General features: G+C 69.5%; 21 protein-coding genes. 10 read left to right on the plus strand and 11 right to left on the minus strand.

Features of this window, described 5'->3' with window-relative positions; all coding sequences use genetic code 11:
* Positions 1 to 124 precede the first annotated feature (124 nt).
* A complete protein-coding gene (locus tag AC1PPL_RS10180; RefSeq protein WP_312843555.1) occupies positions 125 to 868 on the plus strand; it encodes a gamma-glutamylcyclotransferase in 744 nt (247 codons plus the stop codon).
* A 138-nt stretch (positions 869 to 1,006) separates the two neighbouring features.
* Positions 1,007 to 1,609, plus strand: a complete 603-nt coding sequence (gene wrbA / locus AC1PPL_RS10185) for an NAD(P)H:quinone oxidoreductase (RefSeq protein ID WP_019373987.1) — start codon at positions 1,007 to 1,009, stop codon at positions 1,607 to 1,609.
* 221 nt (positions 1,610 to 1,830) lie between these two features.
* On the opposite strand, the gene AC1PPL_RS10190 is transcribed toward wrbA, so the two are convergent.
* Both AC1PPL_RS10190 and AC1PPL_RS10195 read right to left on the minus strand, forming a co-directional pair.
* Positions 1,831 to 3,255 carry an FAD-binding oxidoreductase gene (locus tag AC1PPL_RS10190; RefSeq protein WP_479973198.1) on the minus strand — a complete coding sequence of 475 codons (1,425 nt, stop codon included), beginning with the start codon at positions 3,253 to 3,255 and terminating at the stop codon, positions 1,831 to 1,833.
* A 267-nt stretch (positions 3,256 to 3,522) separates the two neighbouring features.
* The gene (locus AC1PPL_RS10195; protein ID WP_479973199.1) at positions 3,523 to 3,903 is read right to left on the minus strand and encodes an EF-hand domain-containing protein; all 381 of its coding nucleotides are present in this window, start codon (positions 3,901 to 3,903) and stop codon (positions 3,523 to 3,525) included.
* 155 nt (positions 3,904 to 4,058) lie between these two features.
* On the opposite strand from AC1PPL_RS10195, the gene AC1PPL_RS10200 reads away from it, so the two are divergent.
* Complete coding sequence (locus tag AC1PPL_RS10200) at positions 4,059 to 4,631, plus strand: cob(I)yrinic acid a,c-diamide adenosyltransferase (RefSeq protein ID WP_479973200.1); 573 nt, start codon at positions 4,059 to 4,061, stop codon at positions 4,629 to 4,631.
* A gap of 535 nt (positions 4,632 to 5,166) precedes the next feature.
* On the opposite strand, the gene AC1PPL_RS10205 is transcribed toward AC1PPL_RS10200, so the two are convergent.
* Positions 5,167 to 5,589, minus strand: coding sequence for a hotdog fold thioesterase (locus AC1PPL_RS10205; protein WP_011803515.1), 423 nt, complete (start codon positions 5,587 to 5,589; stop codon positions 5,167 to 5,169).
* Between the two features lie 223 nt (positions 5,590 to 5,812).
* On the opposite strand from AC1PPL_RS10205, the gene AC1PPL_RS10210 reads away from it, so the two are divergent.
* The gene (locus AC1PPL_RS10210; RefSeq protein ID WP_479973201.1) at positions 5,813 to 6,970 is read left to right on the plus strand and encodes an ABC transporter substrate-binding protein; all 1,158 of its coding nucleotides are present in this window, start codon (positions 5,813 to 5,815) and stop codon (positions 6,968 to 6,970) included.
* A gap of 74 nt (positions 6,971 to 7,044) precedes the next feature.
* Here AC1PPL_RS10210 and AC1PPL_RS10215 read toward each other — a convergent pair whose 3' ends face one another.
* Complete coding sequence (locus tag AC1PPL_RS10215) at positions 7,045 to 8,565, minus strand: acetyl-CoA hydrolase/transferase family protein (protein ID WP_281631021.1); 1,521 nt, start codon at positions 8,563 to 8,565, stop codon at positions 7,045 to 7,047.
* A 199-nt stretch (positions 8,566 to 8,764) separates the two neighbouring features.
* On the opposite strand from AC1PPL_RS10215, the gene AC1PPL_RS10220 reads away from it, so the two are divergent.
* Entirely contained in the window at positions 8,765 to 9,496 is a 732-nt protein-coding gene (locus tag AC1PPL_RS10220; RefSeq protein WP_479973202.1) for a TFIIB-type zinc ribbon-containing protein, read from the plus strand.
* Positions 9,497 to 9,629: 133 nt separating this feature from the next.
* Here the strand turns inward: AC1PPL_RS10220 and AC1PPL_RS10225 are convergent, their stop codons facing one another.
* The 6 genes from AC1PPL_RS10225 to ubiM all read right to left on the minus strand — a co-directional run bounded on the left by AC1PPL_RS10225 (position 9,630) and on the right by ubiM (position 17,265).
* On the minus strand, positions 9,630 to 10,916 hold the full coding sequence (locus AC1PPL_RS10225; protein WP_312792242.1) for a solute carrier family 23 protein: 1,287 nt from the start codon (positions 10,914 to 10,916) through the stop codon (positions 9,630 to 9,632).
* A gap of 13 nt (positions 10,917 to 10,929) precedes the next feature.
* The gene (locus tag AC1PPL_RS10230; protein WP_479973203.1) at positions 10,930 to 11,868 is read right to left on the minus strand and encodes an alpha/beta fold hydrolase; all 939 of its coding nucleotides are present in this window, start codon (positions 11,866 to 11,868) and stop codon (positions 10,930 to 10,932) included.
* 199 nt (positions 11,869 to 12,067) lie between these two features.
* The gene (locus tag AC1PPL_RS10235; protein WP_123675395.1) at positions 12,068 to 12,670 is read right to left on the minus strand and encodes a TetR/AcrR family transcriptional regulator; all 603 of its coding nucleotides are present in this window, start codon (positions 12,668 to 12,670) and stop codon (positions 12,068 to 12,070) included.
* A 242-nt stretch (positions 12,671 to 12,912) separates the two neighbouring features.
* Positions 12,913 to 14,823: a B12-binding domain-containing radical SAM protein gene (locus AC1PPL_RS10240; RefSeq protein ID WP_479973204.1), complete on the minus strand. Its 1,911-nt coding sequence runs from the start codon at positions 14,821 to 14,823 to the stop codon at positions 12,913 to 12,915.
* Positions 14,824 to 14,901: 78 nt separating this feature from the next.
* Positions 14,902 to 15,912 (minus strand): sensor domain-containing diguanylate cyclase, encoded by a 1,011-nt coding sequence (locus AC1PPL_RS10245; RefSeq protein WP_479973205.1) that lies wholly within the window; start codon positions 15,910 to 15,912, stop codon positions 14,902 to 14,904.
* 87 nt (positions 15,913 to 15,999) lie between these two features.
* Positions 16,000 to 17,265: a 5-demethoxyubiquinol-8 5-hydroxylase UbiM gene (ubiM, locus tag AC1PPL_RS10250; RefSeq protein ID WP_479973206.1), complete on the minus strand. Its 1,266-nt coding sequence runs from the start codon at positions 17,263 to 17,265 to the stop codon at positions 16,000 to 16,002.
* 172 nt (positions 17,266 to 17,437) lie between these two features.
* Here ubiM and AC1PPL_RS10255 point away from each other — a divergent pair, with 172 nt between their 5' ends.
* Together AC1PPL_RS10255 and AC1PPL_RS10260 are read left to right on the plus strand one after the other, a co-directional pair.
* On the plus strand, positions 17,438 to 17,677 hold the full coding sequence (locus tag AC1PPL_RS10255; protein WP_312301683.1) for a DUF6139 family protein: 240 nt from the start codon (positions 17,438 to 17,440) through the stop codon (positions 17,675 to 17,677).
* Positions 17,678 to 17,790: 113 nt separating this feature from the next.
* Positions 17,791 to 19,881, plus strand: coding sequence for an acetoacetate--CoA ligase (locus AC1PPL_RS10260; RefSeq protein WP_479973207.1), 2,091 nt, complete (start codon positions 17,791 to 17,793; stop codon positions 19,879 to 19,881).
* A gap of 33 nt (positions 19,882 to 19,914) precedes the next feature.
* Here AC1PPL_RS10260 and AC1PPL_RS10265 read toward each other — a convergent pair whose 3' ends face one another.
* Positions 19,915 to 20,844, minus strand: coding sequence for a LysR family transcriptional regulator (locus tag AC1PPL_RS10265; RefSeq protein ID WP_479973208.1), 930 nt, complete (start codon positions 20,842 to 20,844; stop codon positions 19,915 to 19,917).
* Positions 20,845 to 20,974: 130 nt separating this feature from the next.
* Here AC1PPL_RS10265 and AC1PPL_RS10270 point away from each other — a divergent pair, with 130 nt between their 5' ends.
* Genes AC1PPL_RS10270 through AC1PPL_RS10280 form a run of 3 tightly spaced genes read left to right on the plus strand, consistent with a single transcriptional unit; the run spans position 20,975 to position 24,359 of the window.
* A complete protein-coding gene (locus tag AC1PPL_RS10270; RefSeq protein ID WP_479973209.1) occupies positions 20,975 to 21,961 on the plus strand; it encodes a Bug family tripartite tricarboxylate transporter substrate binding protein in 987 nt (328 codons plus the stop codon).
* A complete protein-coding gene (locus AC1PPL_RS10275) occupies positions 21,958 to 23,205 on the plus strand; it encodes a CaiB/BaiF CoA transferase family protein (RefSeq protein WP_479973210.1) in 1,248 nt (415 codons plus the stop codon). Before AC1PPL_RS10270 ends, AC1PPL_RS10275 begins: the two co-directional genes overlap by 4 nt.
* On the plus strand, positions 23,202 to 24,359 hold the full coding sequence (locus AC1PPL_RS10280) for an acyl-CoA dehydrogenase family protein (protein WP_479973211.1): 1,158 nt from the start codon (positions 23,202 to 23,204) through the stop codon (positions 24,357 to 24,359). The genes AC1PPL_RS10275 and AC1PPL_RS10280 overlap by 4 nt, the downstream gene beginning before the upstream one ends.
* The last annotated feature ends 10 nt before the right edge of the window (positions 24,360 to 24,369 follow it).

The raw sequence follows: 24,369 nt of genomic DNA on the forward strand, positions 1-24,369 counted from the left end.
CTGGCCCATTGATCAAGCGGTGGATGCGAAATACAGTGAACCGCAGTGAAGAGCGGCGCGCCGCCGCGCCGTTCTCCAGCGTACGCGCCCGCTCCTTCCCCCCGGTTCTGCATCGACCCCACCCATGGAACCCCACGCCTTCAGGCACCTCCCCGAACTGCAAGGACGGCTCACGCCGCCCCAGGCCAGCGGGCTGCGCCTGACCGACGAGGTGCTCGCCGCCTGGGATGCGCAGGCGCGCCAGCAGGGCCTGTCCGCCGACTGGCGGCTGCCCGATGACGTGGTCGAGCGCTCACGCCAGGCCGTGCTGGCGCAGAGCGAGGGGTGCGACCTCTGGGTGTTTGCCTACGGCTCGCTGATGTGGAACCCCGCCATCCATTTCGACGAGGTGCGCCGCGCCCGGCTCGCGGACCATGCGCGCCGCTTCGCGCTGGCCACCACGATCGGCCGCGGTACACCCGACAGCCCGGGCCTGGTGCTCACGCTGCAGCGCGGCGTGGGTGACTGCGAGGGGTTGGCATTCCGCATTCCACAGGCGCTGCTGGAGCGGGAGTCGCGCATGCTGTGGCGGCGCGAAATGATCCACGGCAGCTACTGCCCGGGCTTTCAACCGCTGCACACGCCGCAGGGCGGTGTGCGCGCGCTGGTGCTGTCCGCCAACACCGCGCACCCGCTGCACCGCGGCGGGCTGTCGCTGGACGACACCGCCGCCATCATCGCCAGCGCGCAGGGCAGCGTGGGCAGCAACCGCGACTACCTAGACCAGTTGGCGTGCCAACTCGACCTCTTGGGCATCTGCGATGACTACGTGCGCTGCCTGGCTGCCCGGGTGCGCGCGCACCGCGCGGCGCAGGACCGGGGTGGTTAAGTGAGAACGAACCAGCGCCAGTGGCGCCTGCTGGAGCGGGGTGCCAGCGTGTGCTGGCCCATGAAGGCGGCGGGGTGCTGCGCGCGCTGCCTGCCATGCTGCTTGTGGCTGCACAAGCGTTCTTGAAAAGGGAAAGTCATGTCCAAGGTACTCGTTCTCTACTACTCGACTTACGGCCATCTCGAAACCATGGCGCAGGCCGTCGCCGAAGGCGCGCGCTCTGCCGGTGCCACGGTGGACGTGAAGCGCGTGCCCGAAACGGTGCCGCAGGAGATCGCCCGGTCCGCGCACTTCAAGCTGGACCAGTCCGCACCCGTCGCCACCGTGGCCGAGCTGGAAAACTACGACGCGATCATCGTCGGCGCGCCCACGCGCTTTGGCCGCATGCCCTCGCAGATGGGCAGCTTCCTCGACCAGGCGGGCGGCCTGTGGGCGCGCGGCGCCCTCAACGGCAAGGTGGGCGCGGCGTTCACCTCCACCGCCACGCAGCACGGCGGGCAGGAGACGACGCTGTTTTCCATCATCACCAACCTGCTGCACTTCGGCATGGTGATCGTGGGGCTGCCCTACAGCTTCCAGGGCCAGATGACGCTGGATGAAGTGGTGGGCGGCGCCCCCTACGGTGCGACCACCATCGCCGGCGGCCAGGGCCAGCGCCAGCCCAGCGCGACCGAGCTGGACGGCGCACGCTTCCAGGGCCGTCTGGTGGCCGAGACGGCCAACAAGCTGTTCGGCGCCTGAAGCCGCGCCGGTGCGGCGCCGGTGCCGCGTGGCGTGGTCCGCGTGGTGCCGGGTAGCGGAGCGCCTGCCCCCAGCCCAGCCGCGGACCGGCTGGGCTTTTTATTGCCCGCGCGCTCGGGCCCGTTGCGCGGAAAACAAGGGTAAAAAAGGCCCTGGCGCTTATACAGCAAGCGCTTGCAGCTATTGAATCAGGAGTGGCGGCGCGCCCGCCGCGGTGCAGGCTACAGCGCGAAGATCTTGCCCGGATTGAGGATGTTCTGCGGGTCCAGCGCGCGCTTGATGGCGCGCATCATCTCCACCGCGCCCTCGCCGGCCTCGTCCACCAGAAAGCCCATCTTGTGCACGCCCACGCCGTGCTCGCCGGTGCAGGTGCCGCCCAGGCGCAGCGCGCGCGCCACGAGCTGGTGGTTGAGCCGCTCGGCTGTCTCGCGCTCGGCGGGGACGGCCGGGTCCAGCAGGTAGCCGAAGTGGAAGTTGCCGTCGCCCACGTGGCCCACCAGGAAGTAGGGGATGCCACTCGCGTCGGCCTCGGCCACGGAGTCGAGCAGGCAGTCGGCCAGGCGGCTGATGGGCACGCAGGTGTCGGTGCTGATGGCCTTGCAGCCCGGGCGGCTCTGTACGGCGGCAAAGTAGGCGTTGTGCCGCGCGGTCCACAGGCGCGTGCGCTCCTCGGGCGTGGTGGCCCATTCAAACGCGTTGCCGTCCCATTCGCGTGCAATGTCCTGTACCACCTCGGCCTGTTCCTGCACGCCAGCGGGCGAGCCATGGAATTCCATCAGCAGCAGCGGCTCCTCGCGCAGACGGAGCTTGCTGTGGGCGTTGACCATGCGCACGCTGTTGGCGTCGATGAGCTCCACGCGCGCGATCGGCACACCGAGCTGGATGGTCTGGATCACCGTGCGCACGGCGGCCTCGATGGTGGGGAACGAGCAGATCGCCGCGCTCACCGCCTCGGGCAGCGGGTACAGGCGCACGGTGACCTCGGTGAACAGGCCCAGCGTGCCCTCGCTGCCCACCATCAGGCGCGTGAGGTCGTAGCCGGCGCTGCTCTTCTTGGCGCGCGTGCCGGTGCGGATCACCTCGCCACGGGCGGTGACCACCTCCAGCGCCAGCACGTTCTCGCGCATGGTGCCGTAGCGCACGGCGTTGGTGCCGCTGGCGCGCGTGGCAGCCATGCCGCCGATGCTGGCGTCGGCGCCGGGGTCGATGGGGAAGAACAGGCCCGTGTCCTTGATCGCCTCATTGAGCTGCTTGCGCGTGATGCCGGGCTGCACGGTCACGGTGAGGTCGTCGGCGTCAACGGACAGCACCCGGTTCATGCGGCCCATGTCGATGCTGATGCCGCCCTGGACGGCCAGCAGGTGCCCTTCGAGCGACGAGCCCGCGCCGTAGGGGATCACTGGCACGCCGTACTGCGCGGCCAGGCGCACGGCGTCCTGCACGTCCTGCGTGCTCTCGGCAAAGACCACGGCCGCCGGCGGGGGCGCCTGCAGCGAGCCCTCGTCGCGCCCGTGCTGCTCGCACATCGCCTGCGCCGCCGAGTACTGCGCGCCAAAGCGTGCGGCCAGCGCGTCCAGCATCGCCTGCGGCACGGGGCGCGGCGTGGTCTGGGGTTGCAGATGGGCGGTGGTCGCGGGGGCGTTCATGGCGGGCTTCCTTCAAGGCGCGTGGGTGGCGGCCATTCTAGAAGTCCGGGCTGCGGCCTGCGGGCCGCGTGTTGAGAGTTCACCATGGTCGGCCTGTGGTGAAAGGCCGATCTAGCGTGTATCCATGGAAAAACCCCGCCCGCACCCTGGAGGACAGTGCAGGCGGGGGGTGGTGGCGGCCCGAGAGGACGGGCCGCCCAGGACGGGTACGGCGTTGCGCTCGAAGGGTGCGTAATCAATGCTTAACCATGCCCGTCCCTTTAAGCGTCAAGACCGGCTGCCGGCCTCGAATTCGGTGCGGGACAGGTTGCCGTTCTTGTCCTTGTCCAGCGCCTGGAAGCGGTTGGCGATGGCGGGTAGCTGGCCCGCCTCGGCGCTGCTCAGCTGGCCGTCGCGGTTGGCATCGGCGCGTTCAAAGGCGCTGGCGCTGGCGCTGCTGCCGCTGGGCGTGGCCGTGCTGCTGCCGCCAAAGGTCGCTTTGGGCTGCGTTGTGGCTGGGCCCGGCCCCGTCTGGTACTGCGGTTGTGCGGAGGGGGCGCTGGGCGTCTGGGCCTGCGCCGCCGCACCGCCCACGGTCAGCGCCGCAAACAGCATCACGCTGCGGGCATCGAAGGAGGGGAGGGTGCGTCGTTGCGGTGTGTGAGGCATCGATTCGGCTCCGGTGGAAGTTGAACAGGCCTTCATTGCACCGCAGCATGGATGCCGCAGCCAGCACTTTTGCCCGCTGTTGCCCGTCTCCACAATGGCCCGGCGGATGTAACGCACAATCGTCGCCCCGGCCCCGAATGAGGAGGAAACGCGCCATGGGAAACAGACTGACACAAATCGCCACGCGCACCGGCGACGATGGGTCCACGGGCCTGGGCGACAACACCCGCGTGTCCAAGGCCAGCGGCCGCCCGCACGCCATGGGCGACGTGGACGAGCTCAACTCCCACATCGGCCTGCTGCTGTGCGAGCCGCTGCCCGCGGACATGCGCGAGCTGCTGATCGACGTGCAGCACCAGCTGTTCAACCTGGGCGGCGAGCTGTCCATGCCCGGCTACGAGCTGCTCAAGGACGATGCGCTGCTGCAGCTGGACAACGCGCTCGCGCGCTACAACGCCGAGCTGCCGCGGCTGCTGGAATTCATCCTGCCCGCGGGCACGCGCGCTGCCTGCCAGGCCCATGTGTGCCGCACGGTGGCCCGCCGCGCCGAGCGCGCCGTGGTGGCGCTGCAGCAGCACGAGACCATGCGCGCCGCGCCGCGCCAGTACCTGAACCGTCTGTCCGACCTGCTGTTCGTGCTCTCGCGCGCGCTTAACCGCATGGACGGCGGCAGCGAGGTCTACTGGAAGAGCGAGCGCCTGGCACGCCAGAACGATGCTACTGAATAAGTAGCTGACAGCGCAGACTAGTCAAGCGCTGCGGCACGATGGGGCGCATAACACGATGGGGCGCATAAGTCACCGCAACGCGGCAGGTGCGCTGGCGCGCAACCCATACCGTGCTCCAACCTTCCGAAAGCCGCAGCGCAGGCCCCCCTGGCAAACGCGCGGAGCGGGCTGTGGGCCGCAGGCGCTGTCTCTGGGCGCGAGCGGGGTGGTGTTGCTATTAAAAAAGTAGCTTCTGGCGCTTACCCATCAAGCGCTACACCCCGATTGGACCCATTGTCCCACTGCGGCCCGGAACGGTGCTGGCGCGATCCCTCGCCACGCTGCCCCTTCCGAAGTCCGCGGAGCAGGCCACCTCAGCAGACGCCGTGGAGAGGGCTTTGACCAGCCCCTGGCGTCGTCCCCCTTCCCGCGCGCAGCGCGAAAGCAGGGGCTGAGGGGCGCGGCTCCGAACCTGCCTGCGCAGGCTTGGGCATCCCCAAAGAGCGGCCGCCTCTGGCGGCTGCACCCAGGCGCGCAGCGCCTCAGGGGGATGCGCTTATTTCGGCGCCAGCATCGCCATGGTGATGCGCGACACGCAGGTCAGCTCGCCCGCGTCGTTCACCATGTCGATCTGCCAGACCTGTGTGGTCTTGCCGATGTGCACCGGCCGGGCCGTGCCCGTGACCCATCCGCTCCTGGCGGCGCGCAGGTGGTTGGCGTTGATGTCCAGGCCCACGGCCAGCCAGCCCTCGGGGCTGGCGTGGTAGGCGCCCACCGAGCCCAGCGTCTCGGCCAGCACCACGCTCACGCCGCCGTGCAGCAGGCCGAAGGGCTGGCGTGTGCGCTCGTCCACGGGCACGCGCGCGCGCAGGAAGTCGTCGCCGACTTCGGTGAACTCGATGCCAAGGTGGCTCACAGCGGTGTTGGCGCTGGAGGCGGTGATCAGCGCGAGGGTGGTGGGTTTTTTCCAGAGGGACATGGGCTGAGGGGTCTCACATCAGGGCTGCGCCCGGCAGCGGCGCAGGGCTTTGGCACGATTGGTGGGCTCGGTGGCGGAAGTTGCAACCTCCACGCGCCCAGAATCGACCGGTTTGCTCGTTTGGAGCTTATCCGTTTCCCGTGCGCAGTGCTTTGCGCGGCCCATCAGCGGGCCGGGGCGCCGCGGGGCTGCCTTCCCATCCAACCCACACATTCCTTTGACCATGCAACGCCGCCAGTTTGTCCTCCAAGCCGGCCGAGCCGCCGCCCTCGCGGCCGCGCCGGCCTTCGTGCTCCCGGCCCGTGCGCAGGACGCGCCAGGCGTGTCCGCCAAGGCCCTCTCGATCGGCTGCTCGGCCGCCATGAGCGGCCCGCTGCTGGGCTTTGGCACCGACATCCAGCTGGGCGCGGGCGCTGCTTTCGCGCAGGCCAACGCGCGCGGCGGTGTGCATGGGCGCACGCTGCAGCTGCAGATGGTGGACGACGCCTATGACCCCGAGCGCACGCTGGCCAACGTCAAGCAGATCATCGGCCAGGGCAGCGCACTGGCGCTGCTGTCGTGTGTGGGCACGCCCAACAACGCGGCCATCGTGCCGCTGGTGGAAGAGGCCGGTATTCCCTACGTGGCGCCGGTCACGGGCGCGTCGTCGCTGCGCAAGAGCACGCGCAACGTGTTCCATGTGCGCGCCAGCTACACCGACGAGGTGCAGCGCCTCATCCAGCGCCTGGCGGGCATGGGCCTGAAGGGCATCGGCGTGGTGTACCTGGACAACGGCTACGGCCGCGAAATGCTGGAGGACGCCACGCGCGCCCTGGCGGCGCTGAACATGAAGCCCGCCGTGCAGGTGGCCGTGGCCACCGACGGCAAGAACCTGCCGCAGGTGCTGCAGGCCGTGGCCGCGGCGCGCCCCTCGGCCGTGCTGCTGGCGACCGCGGGCACGGTGTCCGTGGGCCTGGTGCGCGGTATCAAGAAGGAATCGCCCGGCGTGCTCATGGCCGGCCTGAGCGTGACGCTGCCCAGCGCCAGCCTGGGTCAGCTGGGCGAGGACGGCAGCGGCCTCGCGCTGTCCATGATCGTGCCCGACCCCAACCGCGCCAAGCTGCAGCTGGTGCGCGACTACCAGTCCGCCATGCGTGCGCAGGGCAAGAGCGAGTTCTCGCAAGGCAGCCTGGAGGCCTACGTGAACGCGCGCGTGCTCATCGAAGGCCTGGACCGCGCCGGCAAGGACGTGACCCAGCCCAAGCTGCGCGCGGCGCTGGCGGGCATCCGCAACCTGGACCTGGGCGGCTTCGTGGTGGACTACAGCGGCCAGGCGCCCTACGTGGGCTCGCGCTTCATCGACCTGGGCGTGCTGGGCAGCACGGGCCGCTTCATCGCCTGAACACGGCACCGCTGAGGCGCTTCGCGCCTCGGTGCTATCTGTAGGCCCCGGGGCGCCAGGGACGGCTGGAGCCCTCAGGGCAGCATGCTGCCCGTGGCCAGGCAGCGCTCGTGCCAGGACAAGGCCTCGCCCAGGATGTGGGGCGTGTGCTGCGCGCCCTTGCTGCGCGCGCGGTCGAAATAGTCCTGCAGCAGCGGGCGGAAGTCCGGGTGCGCGCACTTGTCGATGATGACCTGCGCGCGCTGGCGTGGCGACAGGCCGCGCAGGTCGGCCAGGCCCTGCTCGGTGACGATGATCTGCGTGTCGTGCTCGGTGTGGTCCACGTGCGAGACCATGGGCACGATGCAGCTCACCTTGCCGCCCTTGGCCACCGAGGGCGTGACGAAGAACGACAGGTAGCCGTTGCGCGCATAGTCGCCCGAGCCGCCGATGCCGTTCATCATGGCCGAGCCCATCACGTGCGTGGAATTGATGTTGCCGTAGATGTCGGCCTCGATCATGGCGTTCATGGCGATTACGCCCAGGCGCCGCACCAGCTCGGGGTGGTTGCTGATCTCCTGCGGGCGCAGCACGATGCGGTCGCGATAGAAGGCGATGTGTTCGTTGAAGTCCTTCAGCGCCTCGCTGCTCAGCGAGATCGCGGTGGCCGACGCCGCGGTCATCTTGCCGCGCTTGATCAGCTCCAGCATGCCGTCCTGCAGCACCTCGGTGAAGCCCAGCAGTTCGTCGAACGGGCCGTCCAGCAGCCCGGTCAGCACCGCGTTGGCCACGTTGCCCACGCCCGACTGCAGCGGCAGCATGTTCTTGGGCAGGCGGCCCACCTTCACCTCGTGGGCCAGGAAGTCGATGATGTGCGCCGCGATCTGGTTGGAGACTGCGTCGGGCTTGGCGAAGGCCGTGTCGCGGTCGCGCTGGTGCGTCTGGACCACCGCGATCACCTTGGACGGATCCACGCGCAGGTAGGGCTCGCCGATGCGCTCGGTGGCCTGCGTCAGGTGAATGGGCTGGCGGCGCGGCGGGATGGCCGTGCCGTAGTAGATGTCGTGCATGCCCTCCATCTCGATCGGGGGCAGCGAGTTCACCTCGAGGATCACCTTGTCGGCGATCTCCAGCCAGGTCTTGTTGTTGCCCACGGCGGACGAGGGGATCAGGCGGCCGTCGGGCAGGATGCCCAGCACCTCCACCACGGCCACCTGCATGGGGCCCAGGAAGCCGAACCACGCGTGCTGCGCCACGTGCGAGAGGTGGATGTCCAGGTAGTGCACCTCGCCCGCGTTGATCTTGTCGCGGCAAATCGGGTCCGACTGGAAGGGCAGGCGCTGGTGGATGCCGTTCACCTTGGCCAGCGCGCCGTCCAGCTCGGGCGCGGTGGAGGCGCCCGTCCACACGTTGACCTGGAACGGCCGACCTGCTGCATGCTCGGCCTCGATGCGCGCGGCCAGCGCCTGGGGCACCTGCTTGGGATAGCCCGCGCCGGTGAAGCCGCTCATGCCGATATTGGCGCCGGCCGGGATCAGGGCCGCGGCTTCGGCCGCGCTCATGATTTTCTGGGCCAGACCGGGGTGCTGGATACGGGGGGACGACGAGGTGGACACGCTAACTCCAGACGGACAAGCGCCCCGTGCAGGCCTGGCGGGCAGCTGGCGCGGGGCGCAAAAAAGAGCGTAAATCTTAGCAGCCGCTCCGTGCGCGGCTAGGGATAACCCTGGCCTTACACCGCGCTGACGCAGGCCGCACGCGCAGGCACGGCCGCGTCGCGGCAACGGCCGGGCAGGCAGTACGATCGCGTCCACCATGCCGTTCACACCGCTTTGCCCCTCGTGCCGCCAGCCCACCGAGATCCGGCGCTTTGCCGCCAGCACCGGAGGCACGCTGGAGCTGGACCTGTGCTTTGCCTGCCAGGGCATGTGGTTCGACCCGCAGGAGAACACGCGCCTGGCGCCGGCGGCCGTGCTGGAGCTGTTCGAGCTGCTGCACCAGCACCGTGGCGATGCACACCACCCGCTGGCCGACCGGCTGCGCTGCCCGCGCTGCAGCCAGGCGCTGGCCAAGGGCTACGACGTGGCGCAGGGCGGGCGCTACGTCACCTACCGCTGCGCGGCGCGCCACGGGCGCTTTTCGACCTTTGGTTCGTTCATGGTCGAGAAGGGCTTCGTGCGGCACCTGTCCACGATGGAGATCGAGGCGCTGGCCGAGCGTGTGGGCACCATCAACTGCACGAGCTGCGGCGGCACGGTGGACATCCGCCACGACCACGCCTGCCCTTACTGCCGCTCGGCCCTGTCGCTGCTGGACCCGCAGGCGGTGGACAAGGCCCTGGTGCGCCACGGCAGCGCCGCCCGCCAGACCGCGCCGGCGGACGCCGCCTCGCCCGACACCCTGGCCGATGCGCTGGTGGCGCTGGAGCGCAACCGTGCGCGGGAGGAGCGTGCGCGCCAGCGCGAACGGCTGGAGGGCAAGCGTAGCGACGAGTTCGACCTGCTCACCGCGGGCATCGAGATGGTGTGGTCGCTGCTGCGGCGTTGATCGGTTTGCTACTGAAAAAAGAGCTGCTGGCGCTTGTCACAATTGGTCTTCAAGGCGGAAAGTGCCTTGAATCGTTTCGGGATAAGCGCTAGCAGCTATGGATACGGGAGCGCCTGGGCGCTCCCGCCCAGCCTTACTTGCCGCGGTTCAGGGCCGCGTACAGCACGATGGCGCCGAAGGTCGCGGTGCCGATGCCGCCCAGCGCGAAGTCGCCGAACTTCAGCGTGAATTCGCCCGTGCCCAGGATCAGCGTGATCGCCGCCACGATGAGGTTCTTGTTCTGCGAGAAGTCCACCCGGTTGTCCACCCAGATCTTGGCGCCGGCAATCGCAATCAGGCCGAACACCACGATGGACACGCCGCCCATGACCGGCAGCGGGATCGCCTGGATCAGCGCGCCGAACTTGGGCGAGAAGCCCAGCAGCACCGCCAGCAGCGCCGCGACCAGGAACACCGCCGTGGAGTAGATGCGCGTGGCTGCCATCACGCCGATGTTCTCGGCGTACGTCGTCACGCCCGTGCCGCCGGCCGCGCCGCTCACCATCGTCGCCACGCCGTCACCGATGAAGGCGCGGCCCATGTACTGGTCCAGGTTCTTGCCGGTCATGGCCGTCACGGCCTTGATGTGGCCCAGGTTCTCGGCCACCAGGATGATGACCACGGGCACGATGAGCAGCAGGGCGTTGGCCTCAAACACCGGCGCATGGAACTGCGGCAGGCCAAACCAGGCGGCGTTGGCGATGCCCGACACGTCGATCGGCTTGCCCAGGCCCATGCCGTTGGTCAGCAGCGCGTACAGCAGGCTGGCGATGATCAGTCCCACCAGGATCAGCAGGCGCTGCAGCATGCCGCTGGTGAATACCGCCACCAGCGCCACGCACACGAAGGTCAGGGCCTGCATCCAGGCCTCGAAGTTGTTGGCCGCCATGTTCTTGATGGGGATGCCGGCCAGGTTCAGCCCGATCACGGCCACCACCGCGCCGGTGACCACCGGGGGCATGAAGCGCTCGATCCAGCCCGTGCCCACCAGGTGCACCACCACGCCCACCAGCGTGTACACCAGGCCGCAGGCGATGATGCCGCCCAGCGCCACGCCGATGTTGGCGTTGGGCCCCTTGCCTGCATAGGCCGTGGCCGCGATCACCACGCCGATGAAGGCGAACGACGAGCCCAGGTAGCTCGGGACCTTGCCGCCGGTGATGAGGAAGAAGATCAGCGTGCCGATGCCGCTCATCAGCACCGCCACGTTGGGGTCGAACCCCATCAGGATGGGCGCCAGTACCGTGGCGCCGAACATGGCGATCACGTGCTGGATGCCCATCAGCCCCGTCTGCGGCCAGGGCAGGCGTTCGTCGGGGCCGATCACCCCGCCCGATTGCAGCACCTGCGCCGGGCGCTGCGTCCATTGGAAAAGTCCCATCAATCACTCCTTGTTATGAAAAGTGGGGCGATGTTAGGGCTTGTTCATCCTGTTTGCCTGGTGCCGGTGCCGCCTGCGCGAAGGCGGCCACCGCCTGCAGCACCTCGGGCGCTTGCAGCATGCCCCTGTGCCCCAGCCCCTCGGTGACCAGCAGGCGCGCGCCAGCGATCGCGTCGCGGAAAGCCTCGCCATCGGCAAGGCGGTTCACGCGGTCGCCGCGGTCGTGCACCACCAGCGTGGGCACGGCCACGCGCGGGCCCACGGCGGCGGGCTCGAACTGGCGCATCAGGATGCCCTCGCGCGCCTCGATGCGCTGCTGCATGGCCGCGCGGGTGCGCTCCGTCAGACCGAACACCTGGGCGAACAGCCGTGTGAACTCGTGGGGCGAGGCCGGAGGCGCCAGCAGCACCAGCCGGTTCGCGGGCAGGCCCCGACTGGCCGCATGCGCCGCGGCGTTGGCCGCCAGCGAATGCGCGACCACGGCGGCCAGCGACGCGCCCTCGGCGCGCAGCCGCTCGGCCACGTACTCCAGCGCGCGGGAGAACTGGGGAAGGTTGCTCACCCGGCCGCGGCTGCGGCCATGCGCCGGCATGTCCACCAGCACGGGGGCCAGGCCGCCGTCCGCCAGTGCGTCGGCCAGCCTCTGCATCTGCCCCGCCTGGCCGCCCCATCCGTGCAGCAGCAGGGCCGTGGGGCCCTGTGCGGTGCGGTGGCGGTAGAGGGTGATCTCGGCGTCCTCAAACGGCCAGCGCTCCACGCGCCAGTGGGCGCCCCAGGGCGCGTTGCGGGCCGGCCGGCGCAGCGGCAGCGGCGTGCCGAACAGCCGGTAGGCCGCGCGCACCGCCAGCGTGGGCCACAGCCGCTGGGTGGCGGCCATCGCCCAGCGCAGGGCGCGCACGCCCGTGACGTTACGGTAGTAGGCAGGAGTGGTCTGCAATGCGGTGGGGGTCATGGTGTGGGCTCAGTAGAAGATCCAGTCGGCATTGCTGCGTGGCAGGCCGCGCAGCAGCCGCAGCGCACACCAGGCCAGGCGCAGGGCGGCCACGACGGCCGCGATGAAAAGCATGATCAGCATGATTGCTCCTTTATTCGCACGGTTGTGCGAAATTTGGGAAGAGAAAAACAAGGGTTCCGTGTCACGCCCCGCGGATTCAGGCTTGGTAACTCTTGACCAGGCGCTCCCAGGACGCCTCGGTGCGATGCGCCGCCTGCGGGTCGCGCAGGAAGCGCACGTCGTGCAGCTGGCCCATGATGAGCGCGCTGATCTCGCCCGCCAGCTGGTCGGCGGACGTATCGGCGCGCAGATGCCCGGCCTCGACGGCCTGCAACACCGTGCGGCGCAGCGCGGCGCGCCAGCGCAGCACCTCGCTGAGCAGCAGGTCGCGCAGCTCGCCCTCGCGGTCGTCCAGCTCGAACGCGCCGGCTGTGAAAATGCAGCCCTGGTGGGCCTCCACGTCGCGGGTACGCGCGATCCAGCGCCGCACGATGGTGTCCAGGCGCGGCAGGCCCTTGGGCTGCTGCATGGCGGGCACGAACACGTCGGCGATGAAGCGGCGACCGAATTCCTCGATCACGGCCTTCTGCAGCGCCTCGCGCGAACCCACGCGAGAGAACACGCCGCTCTTGGACAGCTGCACGCGGTCGGCCACGGCCTGCAGCGTGATGGCCTCCAGCCCCTCGGCCGCGGCCAGGTCCAGCGCCGCGCCGATGATGGCCATGCGTGTGAATTCCGCCTTCTGGGTCTTGGCATCCATGATGTAGCGCAATTTAGCACAATTGTGCGAAAAGTGGTGGAGACGCTCTTTTCTTGTTCAGAAGTCAGCCTGTCGAGGCAGCGTTGACGTCATGCGTTGACCTGCCAGGCGCCCTGACTGCGCGGGTTGCCGGGGCTGCTATACACAATGACAGGTGGTGGAGGCCATGTTCCGCGTTGGCACCCGCCACAGGGTCTCGCGGACTCTGAAGCCCCCGCACAACCGGCCATGGCACATTGCAGTCAGCCGCGCGATGCCAGCGCCCGTGCGATGCGATCGCGCTTGACCGTGGTCTTGGGTACGCGGAACGGGAACCACATGCGCACGTCCTCTTCCAGCCCGATGCCGTGCATGTAGTTGTAGATGGCTTTCTTGAGCCCCGCGCCCAGTGCGTCGTGGTCCACGCCCGTGGGGTCGATGAAGGCCACGTCGTTCTTGGCGAAGCCGCCGGGCGGCAGCGGCGCGAGGGTGATGCCGTATTCCGCGGGGTTCTGGCCCACGGGCGAGTGCACGGTGCAGGCGAAGCGGTGGAAGAAGCCGCTCTGAATGCAGCCGTTGCCGAACAGCTGGCGCACGTACTCCAGTGCGTCCACCGTGTCCTGCACGGTCTGCGACGGAAAGCCGTACATGAGGTAGGCATGCACCAGGATGCCCGCGTCGCTGAATGCGCGGGTCACGCGCGCCACCTGGTCCACGCTGACACCCTTCTTCATCAGGCCCAGCAGCCGATCGGAGGCGACCTCCAGCCCGCCCGAGATGGCGATGCAGCCCGCGTCGGCCAGCAGCTCGGCCAGCTCGGGCGTGAAGGTCTTTTCAAAGCGCACGTTGCCCCACCAGGAGATGCCGGTGCCGCGTGCGATCAGCTCCTGCGCGAGCGCCTTGAGGGCCTTGGGTGGCGCGGCTTCATCGACGAAGTGAAAACCGGTCTGCCCGGTCTCGGCCACGATGGCCGCGATGCGATCGGCCAGTACCTGGGCGCTGGCGCCCTCGTAGCGGCCGATGTAGTCCAGATTCACGTCGCAGAAGCTGCACTTCTTCCAGTAGCAGCCGTGCGCCACGGTGAGCTTGTTCCAGCGCCCGTCGCTCCACAGCCGGTGCATGGGGTTGAGCATGTCCAGCAGCGACAGATAGCGCTGAAGCGGCAGGCCGTCCCAGGTGGGCGTGCCGATCTCGGCAAAGGCGACGTCGGGCTCTGCCAGGTGGATGTACTGCACGGCACCATCGTCATTGCGCACAAAGGTGCGCACCAGCCGCTGGCGCCCGCGCTGGCCTTGCAGGTGCTCCAGCAGCGCGAGCAGCGGGCGCTCGCCGGCGTCCAGCGTCACGTAGTCGAAAAAATCGAACACCCGTGGGTCGGCCAGCTCGCGCAGCTCGGTGTTGACGAAGCCGCCGCCCAGCACGGTGACGATGTGCGGGTGCTGTGCCTTGATGGCCTGGGCAATGCGAAACGCGCCATACACCGAGCCCGGGAAGGGCACTGAGAGCAGCACCACGCCGGGCTGGTGGCGCGCGACGGCCTCATGGGTGAGCTGCTGCAGCACCTCGTCCACGAAGGTCGGCGCCTGCGCCAGCGCGTCGGCCAGCGGGTCGAACGTGGGCTGGCTGCCGGCGAGCTGTTCGGCGTATCGCACAAACTCGAAACGCGCGTCCACGGCGCCCTGCAGCACGTCCGCCAGGTCGTTGAGGTACAGCGTGGCCAGATGCTTGGCCTTGTCGGCCAGGCCCAGGGCGCCGAAGGCCCAGCCCAGCGGGTCGCCGCTGCCGTCGTCCTCGTACACGTCCAGCGCCGCGAAGCGCGGCCCTTCCGGCAGGTAGTGGCGGCCCACGATGCGGTGCGCGAGGGTGCTGTCGCGGCCCTGCAAAAAGGCCATGGCTGGGCCGATGGTGGCCAGGTACCGCTCCTGCTGCGCAAGAAAGGACTGCACCGCCGGGCTCTGCGCGTTTGCGGGCACGGCCTGTGCCCTTTCGGCGACCTGCGCGAGACCGTCGCGCGAGAGCAGCCGCAACACCAGCGCGATCGCCAGGTCCTCCTGCCACGCCGGCACGCCGCGCGAGCGCAGAAAGCCCGTGAGGTAGGCGGTGGAGGGGTAGGGCGTGTTGAGCTGCGTCATCGGCGGGATGACGGACAGCACGCGGGGCAGGGCTGCGGGCATGGGCAAAGGGGTGGAGGGGGCTGGCAGAGCGGCGGATTATCCCGGCCCCCTGCCGCGCATGCCCGTGCGGGGACTTGTTCAGCGCACGGCGCGGCGCGCCTTCTTGGCGGCGTACATGGCGCGGTCGGCCTCGCGCAGCGCCTCGTCGGCCGTCATGCCGTTGGGGAGCACGGCGATCACACCCACGCTGGCGCCGGCGTAGTCGATGGGGGCGTCCGCCCCGCCAAAGCGCCCGCGCGTGGCCTGTGCCAGGCGCTGGCCGAACCCCTGGCGGGCCGCCTCCAGCGCCGGGCCGGGCGCGGGGCCGGGGCCTACGGCCACGAACTCATCGCCCCCGTAGCGTGCAACGAAGTCCTGCGCGCGCGCCGCGCCGCGCAGCCGCTCGGCCATGTCGGCCAGGAAGAGGTCGCCCACCTCGTGGCCATAGGTGTCGTTGATCGCCTTGAAACCGTCCAGGTCCATGAAGGCGATCAGCACCGCCGTGCCCTGGCGCGCGCCTTGCGCCAGTTGCTGGTGCAGCATCTCGCGCAGCGCGCGGCGGTTGGGTAGGCCGGTGAGGGCATCGGTCGCCGCGTAGGCCGCCAGCCGGGCATTGGCCTGCAGCAATTGCTGCAGCAGCAGCTCGCGCTCGACCTGCTGGCCAATGAGCCGCGCGAACAGCGTCAGCGCGTTGCGCGCCTGGGAAGTGAGCTCCTGGCGCTCGTCGCTGGCGGCGCAAAGCGTGCCGTAGAGCTGGCCGTCGGCCATGCGCACCGGTGTGCTGGCGTAGGTCTGGATGCCCAGCGCGGCGGCGGCCTGCGAATCGCCCCAGCATTGCCCCACGTCGGCGGTGAAGGGTCGGCCCTCGTCCAGCGCGCGTTTGCACAACGTGTCGTGCCAGGGCACGCTCAGTCCCTCGGGGATCTGCATTTGGCGCGTGTTGCGCGCGTACAGCACACGCTGCACACCACGCTCCAGGTCCACCACCGTGAGGTAGGTGGATTCGAACCCGGTGATGTCTTCCAGCAGCTCCAGCAGCGGCCGGGTGAGCTCTTCGACGGTGCGTGCGCGGGTGACGGTCTCGCAGAGATGGTCCAACAGGTTGTCCATGCGGCCATTATGGATGGGTGTGCCGCAGGACGCTGGCCGGGACAGGCAGCGAGTGCCTGCCCCTCCAGTTGGATGACGGTGTGCGCGCTAAGGCGCGGGAGTGGGCCAGGCGGGGCGCCGGCCTGTGAGCTGGCTCACGATGGCGCCCTTGAGGGGCGGCAGCCGGTTGGCGCCCGCCAGCACCACCTGGCGCAGCAGGCGGGGCAGCGGCCGGTCGTCGGTGTACAAGCGCACGATGGCATTCGTGCCCTGGTACAGCGGCCAGGCGTGGCGGTGATGGCCGCGCGCGTAGCCTTCCAGCACGCTGGCGGCGCCGATGTCCGCACCGCGCTCGCGTGCCTGGGTGAGTGCGCGCGTGAGGCTGTCCACACCCGCCAGCCCCAGGTTGAACCCGTGCGCCGTCACCGGGTGCATGCCGACGGCCGCGTCACCCAGCAGCGCGCAGCGCGCGGCGGCGAAGCGGTGCGCATACACGGCGACCAGCGGGTAGGCGTGGCGCTCGCCCACCAGCCGCATGGCGCCCAGGCGGTCCTTGAACTGGGCTTGCACGCGTGCGGCGAATGCCTCAGGAGGCAGTGTCAGCAACTCCTGCGCATGCGCCGCGCCGGTGGTGACCACGGCCGAGCACATCGGCGCGCCATCGACCAGGTCGCCCGGCAGCGGCAGGATCGCCAGCGTCTGCTCGTAGCCGAAGCACTCGTGCGCGACCTCGTGGTGCGGCAGTTCGTGGCGCAGGCGGCAGACGATGACCGTGCGGCCGAAGTCGTGCATGGCCGCGCCAATGCCCAACTGGCGCCGCGTGGCGGAAAAGCGGCTGTCGGCAGCCACCAGCAGCGGGGCCTGCAGACGCAGGGGCGCTGCGTCGAGGTTGCGGGTGTCGGTGTATTCCAGCTCGGCATGCGCGGGCGTGACGGCCACGCGCGTGACGCGCGCCTCGGTGACCAGTCGCACGCCGGGCGTGTGCGCGGCCACTTCGTAGGCCGTGCGGCGCAGCGCGTGGTTGGGCACGATCCAGCCCAGATGCTGGACGCCACTGCCGCCTGCGTGCAGCTGCATGGCCCCGCGCTGGCCCACGGGGCCGTCGTGCACCTGCGCCTCGCGCAGCAGGCCGACCTCGTGCGCGGCCAGGCGCTGCCAGCTGCCCATGCGCTGCAGCGTGGCCACGCTGGGGTGGGTGAGTGCGATCTCGCGCCCGTCGGCCGGGGGCGCGGCCAGCGTGGAAGCGGGTTGCTGCTCCAGCACCGTGACCTGCATGCCGGCCTGGGCCAGCGAGGCCGCCAGCGACAGCCCGGCAGGCCCCGCACCCACGATGAGCACGTCGCTGCGCTGAGAGGAAACGTCTTGTGTTGTCATGATTCAGAAACAGGCCGCCGGCAGTGGCAACAGCGGGCAATTGTCGGCAGGGCGGAAAGCGGCGATCTTGCCTTGCGTCAAGCACGGCGGCCATGCGGCCGCTTCCTACGCCGGGCGGGCGATGGTCTCACTACAGTGGAGAACCCTGCAACCAGCAAGCAAAGGACCCGACATGCGCGTGGACATCTACCGCCGATCCGAAGCCGAGGGGCGTTATTCCCATCTGGCCGTGCCCGAGGGTAAGCCCATACCGCAGGAGGCCATCAATACCGATTGGAACTGCGAGCACCGCGCCGTGGAGCGGGACGAAACCCAGGCGCACTGGAACGACCTTGGTATTCCCGAGCCCGGACGGCAGTTGCGCGACAAGGGCTATGCCATCACCAGCGTGACGGAGCAGCCGCTGCGCTGAGGCCAGGTGCGGCCGGCCAGGTGCCGCCGGCGAGGTGCGACCGGCCAGGTGCGACCGGCAAGTTGTCACGTGCGTGGCGCGCACGGCGACCGCGACCGCGCTAGGCTGTGCGCATGGAGACACACCACAACATCCCCCCAACACACCCGCCTTACGCGCCCCAGATACGCCGCTACCAGGATTGGCTGCAGGCGCAGCACGGCCTGCGCTTTGACGATTACGACGCGCTCTGGCGCTGGTCCACCACCGATCTGGACGCCTTCTGGCAGAGCATCTGGGACTACTTCGACCTGCAGTCACCCACGCCGCACCGCGCGGTACTCGCAAAGAACGTGATGCCCGGCGCGCAGTGGTTCCCCGGCGCGCAGGTGAACTACGCGCGCCAGGTGCTGCGCCATGTGGACGCCGCACAGGCCGCGGGCCAGCCGGCCCTCATCGGCCGCAACGAACGCGGCGAGCGCCGCGAGCTGTCCTGGCCCGCGCTGCGCCGGCAGGTGGCGGCGCTGGCGCTGCACATGAGGGCCCAAGGCGTACAGCCCGGCGATCGCGTGGCAGCCTACCTGCCCAACATCCCCGAGACCATCGTCGCCTTCCTGGCCTGCGCCAGCATCGGTGCGGTGTGGAGCCTGTGCGCGCCCGACATGGGCACGCACGCGGTGCTGGACCGCTTCCGCCAGATCGCTCCGACGGTGCTGTTGGCCGTGGACGGCGTCACCTATGGGGGGCGCGACCATGACCGTTGCGACGTGCTGGCGGAACTGCGCGCGCAACTGCCCACGCTGCGCCACGTGGTGCTGGTGAACAACCTGGATGCTTCAAAAACAGTAGCTGATACCGCTTGCTACGCAAGCGTCATCGCCCGAAATGATGCAGAGACAGCGGCCTTTGAACCGGCGTGGCTGCCGTTCGACCACCCGCTGTGGATCGTCTATTCCAGCGGCACCACCGGCCTGCCCAAGCCCATCGTGCACGGCCACGGCGGCATGCTGCTGGTGATGCTGCAGCTGGCGGTGCTGCACAACGACATCGGCTGCAGCTACGCGCCCAACTCCCTGGGCGAGCGCTACCACTGGTACAGCTCCACCGGCTGGATCATGTGGAACGCCCAGGTCGGCGGCCTGCTGGGCGGCACCACCTGCGTGCTGTACGACGGCAACCCCGGCGGCAGCAAGGAGCGGCCCGACTGGACAGTGCTGTGGCGCATGGCGGCCGAGGAGCGCGTGACCTTCTTCGGCGCTGGCGCCGCGTTCTACGGCCACTGCATGAAGGCCGGGATCACCCCTGCGGCCTGCGGCGATCTGTCGGCGATCCGCGTGCTGGGCTCCACGGGGTCGCCGCTGCCTGCCGAAGTGCAGCGGTGGGGATCGCAACTCCTGGCCAGCGCGGGCGCGCCGCAGGTCTGGTGGTGCAGCATCTCCGGCGGCACCGACTTCGCGGGCGCTTTCATCGGCGGCAATCGCGAACTGCCGCAAACGCCCGGGCGCATGCAGTGCCGCATGCTGGGCGCGGCCGTCGAGGCCTGGGACGAGCAGGGCCGCCCGGTGCTGGACTCCGTGGGCGAGCTGGTGTGCACCCAGCCCATCCCGTCCATGCCCTTGTTCCTGTGGGGCGACGCCGATGGCGCGCGCTACCGCGCCAGCTACTTCGAGATGTACCCGCCCGGCCACGGCCGCAGGCCCGGCGGCGGCGACCTGGGGACCGAGGCCGGCGCCGTCTGGCGCCACGGCGACTGGATCGAGATCGGCTCCAGCGCCCACCCCGGCTGCGTGATCTACGGCCGCAGCGACGCCACCATCAATCGCCACGGCCTGCGCATGGGCACGAGCGAGATCTACAGCGCCGTGGAGGCCCTGCCCGAGGTGCTCGACAGCCTGGTGGTGGACCTGGAATACCTGGGCCGCGCGAGCTACATGCCGCTGTTCGTGGTGCTGCGCGGCGGCTTGGCGCTGGATGACGCGCTGCGCGCGCGCATCAACGACGCGATCCGCGCCAGCCTGAGCCCGCGCTTCCTGCCCGACGAGATCGTGCAGGTGGCCGAGGTGCCGCGCACGCTGAGCGGCAAGAAGCAGGAGCTGCCCGTTAAGAAGCTGCTGCTGGGCCAGCCGATGGACAAGGTGGTCAACCCGGACGCGATGGCCAATCCCGGCTGCCTGGCGTGGTACGTGGACTTTGCGCGGCAACGTGCGGCGGCGGTTGCTTCATAAAAGATAGCTGCTCGCGCTTGATGGACGGGCGGTTCAGCCCGGTTTGTCCCAGTTCTCGCCTTCCACGCGCGGCACGCTGGCAAAGCGCAGCGCGTGCTCCGTGAAGCGCTCCACCACGCGGCTGGTGCCGCCGGCCAGGCGCGCCAGCGCAATGCCCACGTGAAAGCCCGGCGGGTTGTCGGTGAGCGCCAGGCATTTCACGCCGCTCGGCACCACCTGCCGCGCCACGCTGGCCACCAGGCCCACGCCCAGGCCCGAAGCCACCAGGCTCATGATGGTCTGCACCTGCATCGCCTCCTGCGCCACGCGCGGCGCAAAGCCCGAGAACTGGCAGCGCATCATGGCCAGGGCCGAGAGGCTGGGCACCTTGTGCTGCGGGTACATGATGAAGGGCTCGTGCGCGGCCTCGGCCAGCGCGATGGCGTCGCGCTGCGCCAGCGGGCTGCTCTCGGCCACGGCCAGCACGAAGTCGTCGCGGTCCAGCGGCAGCAGCTCGAAGCCGCTCGGGTCCAGCACCGGGTAGCGCAGCAGGCCGGCATCGAAGCGCCGCGACACCAGCCCCTCCAGGATCTCGGACGACGTGGCTTCGCTCAGCTCCAACTCGATCTGTGGATAGCGCTGGCGCAGTGACGGAATGAGTTGGGGGAGCAGCGCATAGGTGGCCGAGCCGATGATGCCCAGGCGCAGCAGCCCGCCTTCGCCCTCGCGCGCGTCCTGTACCGCCTGGCGGCACTGCTGGGCGTGGAACAGCGCGCGGCGGGCGTCGCCCAGCATGGCTTCGCCGGCCGGGGTGAGCACCACGCCCGTGGTGGTGCGCTCGAACAGGGGGCTGCCGAGTTCTTCCTCCAGCTTGCGGATGGACACCGACAGGGGCGGTTGCGCCATGTGCAGGCGCTCGGCCGCGCGGTGGAAGTTGCCGGTTTCCGCCAATGCGACGAACTGGCTGAGTTGCCGGAGGTTCATGCGATATGAAAAAAGTATTGAAATCTAAACTTTTAATATTAGACAGCATGCAAGGTGCTGCCTAGAGTGCCAACTCCGACCCCTTTGCGGGGCACCGTAGCGGAGCAGAGACTCCAAGGAGACATTGCACATGGCATTCCACCGCAGAACCACCCTGCGCGCCCTGGCGGGCGCCAGCCTCGTGGCCCTGGGCGCCGCCCTCGCGCCCGCCGTGCAGGCGCAGGCCTTCCCGTCCAAGACCCTCAAGTTCGTCGTGCCCTTCGGGCCCGGCAGCGGCACCGACACCTCGGCGCGCTACTTTGCGCGCAAGCTGCAGGACCTCACGGGCCAGTCCGTGGTGGTGGAGAACAAGCCCGGCGCCAACGGCTTCATTGCGGTCAAGCAGGTGCTCTCGGCCCCGGCCGACGGCTACACCGTCTTCATCGGCAGCAACTCCACCCTGGCGGTGAACGCGGCGCTGTTCAAGGAGCTGCCCTACGACCCGGTGAAGGACTTTGCGCCGCTGACCATGATGATGCGTTCGCCCGCCATGCTGGCCACGGCCCCGCAGGCGCCGTTTGCCGACCTCAAGGGGCTGGTCAGCTATGCCAGGGCCCATCCGGGCAAGGTGAACTTCGGTGCCGGTTCGGCCGGTTACCAGCTCATGGGCGAGCTGCTCAACGACAGCGCCGGCGTGCAGACCGTGCATGTGCCGTTCAAGGGCGCCGGCGAGACCATGACCGCCCTCGCCGCGGGCACCGTGGACTACGCCTTTGCCGAAGTCACGGCCGTGCAGGAGCTGGCCAAGGGCGGGCGCGTCAAGGTGCTGGCCGTGGCGGCGGACAAGCGCGTGGCCACCTCGCCCGACGTGCCCACCGCAAGCGAGGCCGGCCTGCCCGGCTTCGAGGCCTACACCTGGGTGGGCGCGATGGTCAGCAGCAAGACGCCGGCGGCCGAGACCGCCAAGCTGGCCGAGCTGTTCACCACCATCTCCAAGATGGATGAGACCCGCGCCTTTTACGAGCGCCTGGGCGCCACGCCCATGACCGGCGGCCCCGCCCAGATGCACGAGTTCCAGAAGAACGAGATCGCGCTGTGGAAGCGCATCGTCACCCAGGCCAAGGTGCCGCTGCAATGACCTCACCGGCCGCCCTGCAACCTCGCGCGCTGCAGCACGTGAAGGTGCTGGACCTGTCGCGCGTGCTGGCCGGCCCCTGGGCCGCCCAGACGCTGGGTGACCTGGGCGCCGAGGTCATCAAGGTGGAGCGCCCCGGCAGCGGCGACGACACGCGCGCCTGGGGCCCGCCCTACGTGACCGACCCCGCCGGCCAGCCCACGGGCGAGTCGGCCTACTACATGTGCACCAACCGCAACAAGCAGTCGGTGACCATCGACTTCACCCGCCCCGAAGGGCAGGAGCTGGTGCGGCGCCTGGCGCAGCAGTGCGACGTGCTGGTGGAGAACTTCAAGACCGGGGGCCTGGCGCAATACGGGCTGGACTATGCCTCGTTGAGCGCACTCAACCCGCGCCTGGTGTACTGCTCCATCACCGGCTTCGGGCAGAGCGGGCCGTATGCGCACCGCGCCGGCTACGACTTCCTGATCCAGGGCATGGGCGGGCTGATGAGCGTCACCGGCCGCCCCGACGGCGAGGACGGCGGCGGCCCGATGAAGGTGGGCGTGGCGCTCACCGACATCCTCACCGGCCTGTACGCCAGCACCGCCATCCTGGCCGCGCTGCAGGCGCGCGAGCACACCGGCCGCGGCCAGCACATCGACCTGGCGCTGCTCGATGTGGGCGTGGCGTGCCTGGCCAACCAGGGCATGAACTACCTGTACGGCGGCAAGGTGCCGCAACGCATGGGCAACGCCCACCCCAACACCGTGCCCTACCAGGACTTCCCCACGGCCGACGGCCACATGATCCTGGCCGTGGGCAACGACGGGCAGTTCGCGCGCTTGTGCCACGCCGTGGGACAGCCCGGCTGGGCGCAGGATGCGCGCTTTGCCACCAACGCCGCGCGTGTGGCGCACCGCCACGAACTGGTGGCGCTGATCCGCGGCGTGACGGTGGGCAAGCCCACGCGCGACTGGATCGCCCTGCTGGAGCAGCACGGCGTGCCCTGCGGCCCCATCAACACCGTGCGCGAGGTGTTCGACGACCCGCAGGTCAAGGCGCGTGGCATGCAGATTGCCATGCAGCACCCCCAGGCGGGCAGCGTGCCGCTGGTGGCCAGCCCCCTGCGCCTGTCGGACACGCCCGTGAGTTACCGCCATACGCCCCCGCAACTGGGCCAGCACACCGATGCGGTGCTGGTCCGCCACCTCGGCCTTGCGCCCGAGGCACTGCAAACCTACAGAGACAACGGAGTTTTGGGATGAGTACCCTGGATTCACTCGCGCTCACGCGCATCCCTCCCGAGGACGAGGCCCTGCGCGCCGAGGTGCGTGCCTTCCTGGCCGAGGCGATCTCCGAACTGCCCGCGCATATCCGCGCCCGCTCGTGGGGCGGCTACAGCAGCGAGCTGAGCCGCAAGCTGGCCGCCCGCGGCTGGATCGGCGTCACGCTGCCCAAGGAATATGGTGGCGGCGGACGCAGCGCCTTCACGCGCTATGTGCTGGTGGAGGAGTTCCTCGCCTGCGGCGCGCCCGTGGGCTCGCACTGGATTGCCGACCGCCAGAGCGCGCCGCTGATCCTGAAGTACGGCACCGAGGCGCAAAAGCAGTTCTACATCCCCCAGGTGTGCCGCGGTGAGGCCTTCTTCTGCATCGGCATGAGCGAGCCGGGCTCGGGCTCGGACCTGGCCAGCGTGAGGACGCGCGCCACGCCCAATGACCAGGGCTTTGTGCTCAACGGCCAGAAGATCTGGACCACCAACGCGCACCACTGCCAGTACATGATTGCGCTGGTGCGCACCTCCGGCAGCAGCGAGGACCGCCACAAGGGCCTGTCCCAGGTCATCGTGGACCTGTCGCTGCCCGGCGTCACGGTGCGCCCCATCGAGGACCTCTCGGGCGACCGCCATTTCTGCGAGGTGTTCTTCGACAACGTGCAACTCGCCCCTGATGCCCTCGTCGGTGCCGAAGGCCAGGGCTGGGAGCAGGTGACGGCGGAACTCGCCTTCGAGCGCAGCGGGCCCGAGCGGCTGTTCTCCAGCATCGTGCTGTTCGACCAGTGGCTTCAGTACGTGCGCACGCCGCAAGGGCGCACGGAGTCGGCCCAACGCCTGGCCGGCCAGGTGCTCACGCAGCTCGCGCCGTTGCGCGCCATGTCGGTGGCCATTCAGGACAAGCTGGTGCGCGGCGAAAGCCCCATCGTCGAGGCCGCGCTGGTCAAGGAGCTGGGCACCACGCTGGAGCAGATGATCCCTGCGGCCATCTCCGACGACCTGTTCGCCCGCGAGGCGGAAGACGTGCCCGTGGAACTGCTGATGACCCTGAAATACGTGACCGAGGCCTCGCCCTCGTTCTCTTTGCGCGGCGGCACGCGCGACATCCTGCGCGGGATGATCGCCCGGGGCCTGGGCCTGCGCTGAAACGGAGCCA

The organism is Diaphorobacter sp. B2A2W2 (genome assembly GCF_056730635.1).

What these genes read in the sequence shown, in the direction of transcription:
- AC1PPL_RS10225 (WP_312792242.1), bottom strand. Translation starts at nt 10,916, where the DNA reads ATGGGACTTTTCCAATGGACGCAGCGCCCGGCGCAGGTGCTGCAATCG.
- AC1PPL_RS10270 (WP_479973209.1), top strand. Translation starts at nt 20,975, where the DNA reads ATGGCATTCCACCGCAGAACCACCCTGCGCGCCCTGGCGGGCGCCAGC.
- AC1PPL_RS10275 (WP_479973210.1), top strand. Translation starts at nt 21,958, where the DNA reads ATGACCTCACCGGCCGCCCTGCAACCTCGCGCGCTGCAGCACGTGAAG.
- AC1PPL_RS10200 (WP_479973200.1), top strand. Translation starts at nt 4,059, where the DNA reads ATGGGAAACAGACTGACACAAATCGCCACGCGCACCGGCGACGATGGG.
- AC1PPL_RS10195 (WP_479973199.1), bottom strand. Translation starts at nt 3,903, where the DNA reads ATGCCTCACACACCGCAACGACGCACCCTCCCCTCCTTCGATGCCCGC.
- wrbA (WP_019373987.1), top strand. Translation starts at nt 1,007, where the DNA reads ATGTCCAAGGTACTCGTTCTCTACTACTCGACTTACGGCCATCTCGAA.
- AC1PPL_RS10280 (WP_479973211.1), top strand. Translation starts at nt 23,202, where the DNA reads ATGAGTACCCTGGATTCACTCGCGCTCACGCGCATCCCTCCCGAGGAC.
- ubiM (WP_479973206.1), bottom strand. Translation starts at nt 17,265, where the DNA reads ATGACAACACAAGACGTTTCCTCTCAGCGCAGCGACGTGCTCATCGTG.
- AC1PPL_RS10230 (WP_479973203.1), bottom strand. Translation starts at nt 11,868, where the DNA reads ATGACCCCCACCGCATTGCAGACCACTCCTGCCTACTACCGTAACGTC.
- AC1PPL_RS10245 (WP_479973205.1), bottom strand. Translation starts at nt 15,912, where the DNA reads ATGGACAACCTGTTGGACCATCTCTGCGAGACCGTCACCCGCGCACGC.
- AC1PPL_RS10180 (WP_312843555.1), top strand. Translation starts at nt 125, where the DNA reads ATGGAACCCCACGCCTTCAGGCACCTCCCCGAACTGCAAGGACGGCTC.
- AC1PPL_RS10220 (WP_479973202.1), top strand. Translation starts at nt 8,765, where the DNA reads ATGCCGTTCACACCGCTTTGCCCCTCGTGCCGCCAGCCCACCGAGATC.
- AC1PPL_RS10240 (WP_479973204.1), bottom strand. Translation starts at nt 14,823, where the DNA reads ATGCCCGCAGCCCTGCCCCGCGTGCTGTCCGTCATCCCGCCGATGACG.
- AC1PPL_RS10210 (WP_479973201.1), top strand. Translation starts at nt 5,813, where the DNA reads ATGCAACGCCGCCAGTTTGTCCTCCAAGCCGGCCGAGCCGCCGCCCTC.
- AC1PPL_RS10255 (WP_312301683.1), top strand. Translation starts at nt 17,438, where the DNA reads ATGCGCGTGGACATCTACCGCCGATCCGAAGCCGAGGGGCGTTATTCC.
- AC1PPL_RS10235 (WP_123675395.1), bottom strand. Translation starts at nt 12,670, where the DNA reads ATGGATGCCAAGACCCAGAAGGCGGAATTCACACGCATGGCCATCATC.
- AC1PPL_RS10205 (WP_011803515.1), bottom strand. Translation starts at nt 5,589, where the DNA reads ATGTCCCTCTGGAAAAAACCCACCACCCTCGCGCTGATCACCGCCTCC.
- AC1PPL_RS10260 (WP_479973207.1), top strand. Translation starts at nt 17,791, where the DNA reads ATGGAGACACACCACAACATCCCCCCAACACACCCGCCTTACGCGCCC.
- AC1PPL_RS10190 (WP_479973198.1), bottom strand. Translation starts at nt 3,255, where the DNA reads ATGAACGCCCCCGCGACCACCGCCCATCTGCAACCCCAGACCACGCCG.
- AC1PPL_RS10265 (WP_479973208.1), bottom strand. Translation starts at nt 20,844, where the DNA reads ATGAACCTCCGGCAACTCAGCCAGTTCGTCGCATTGGCGGAAACCGGC.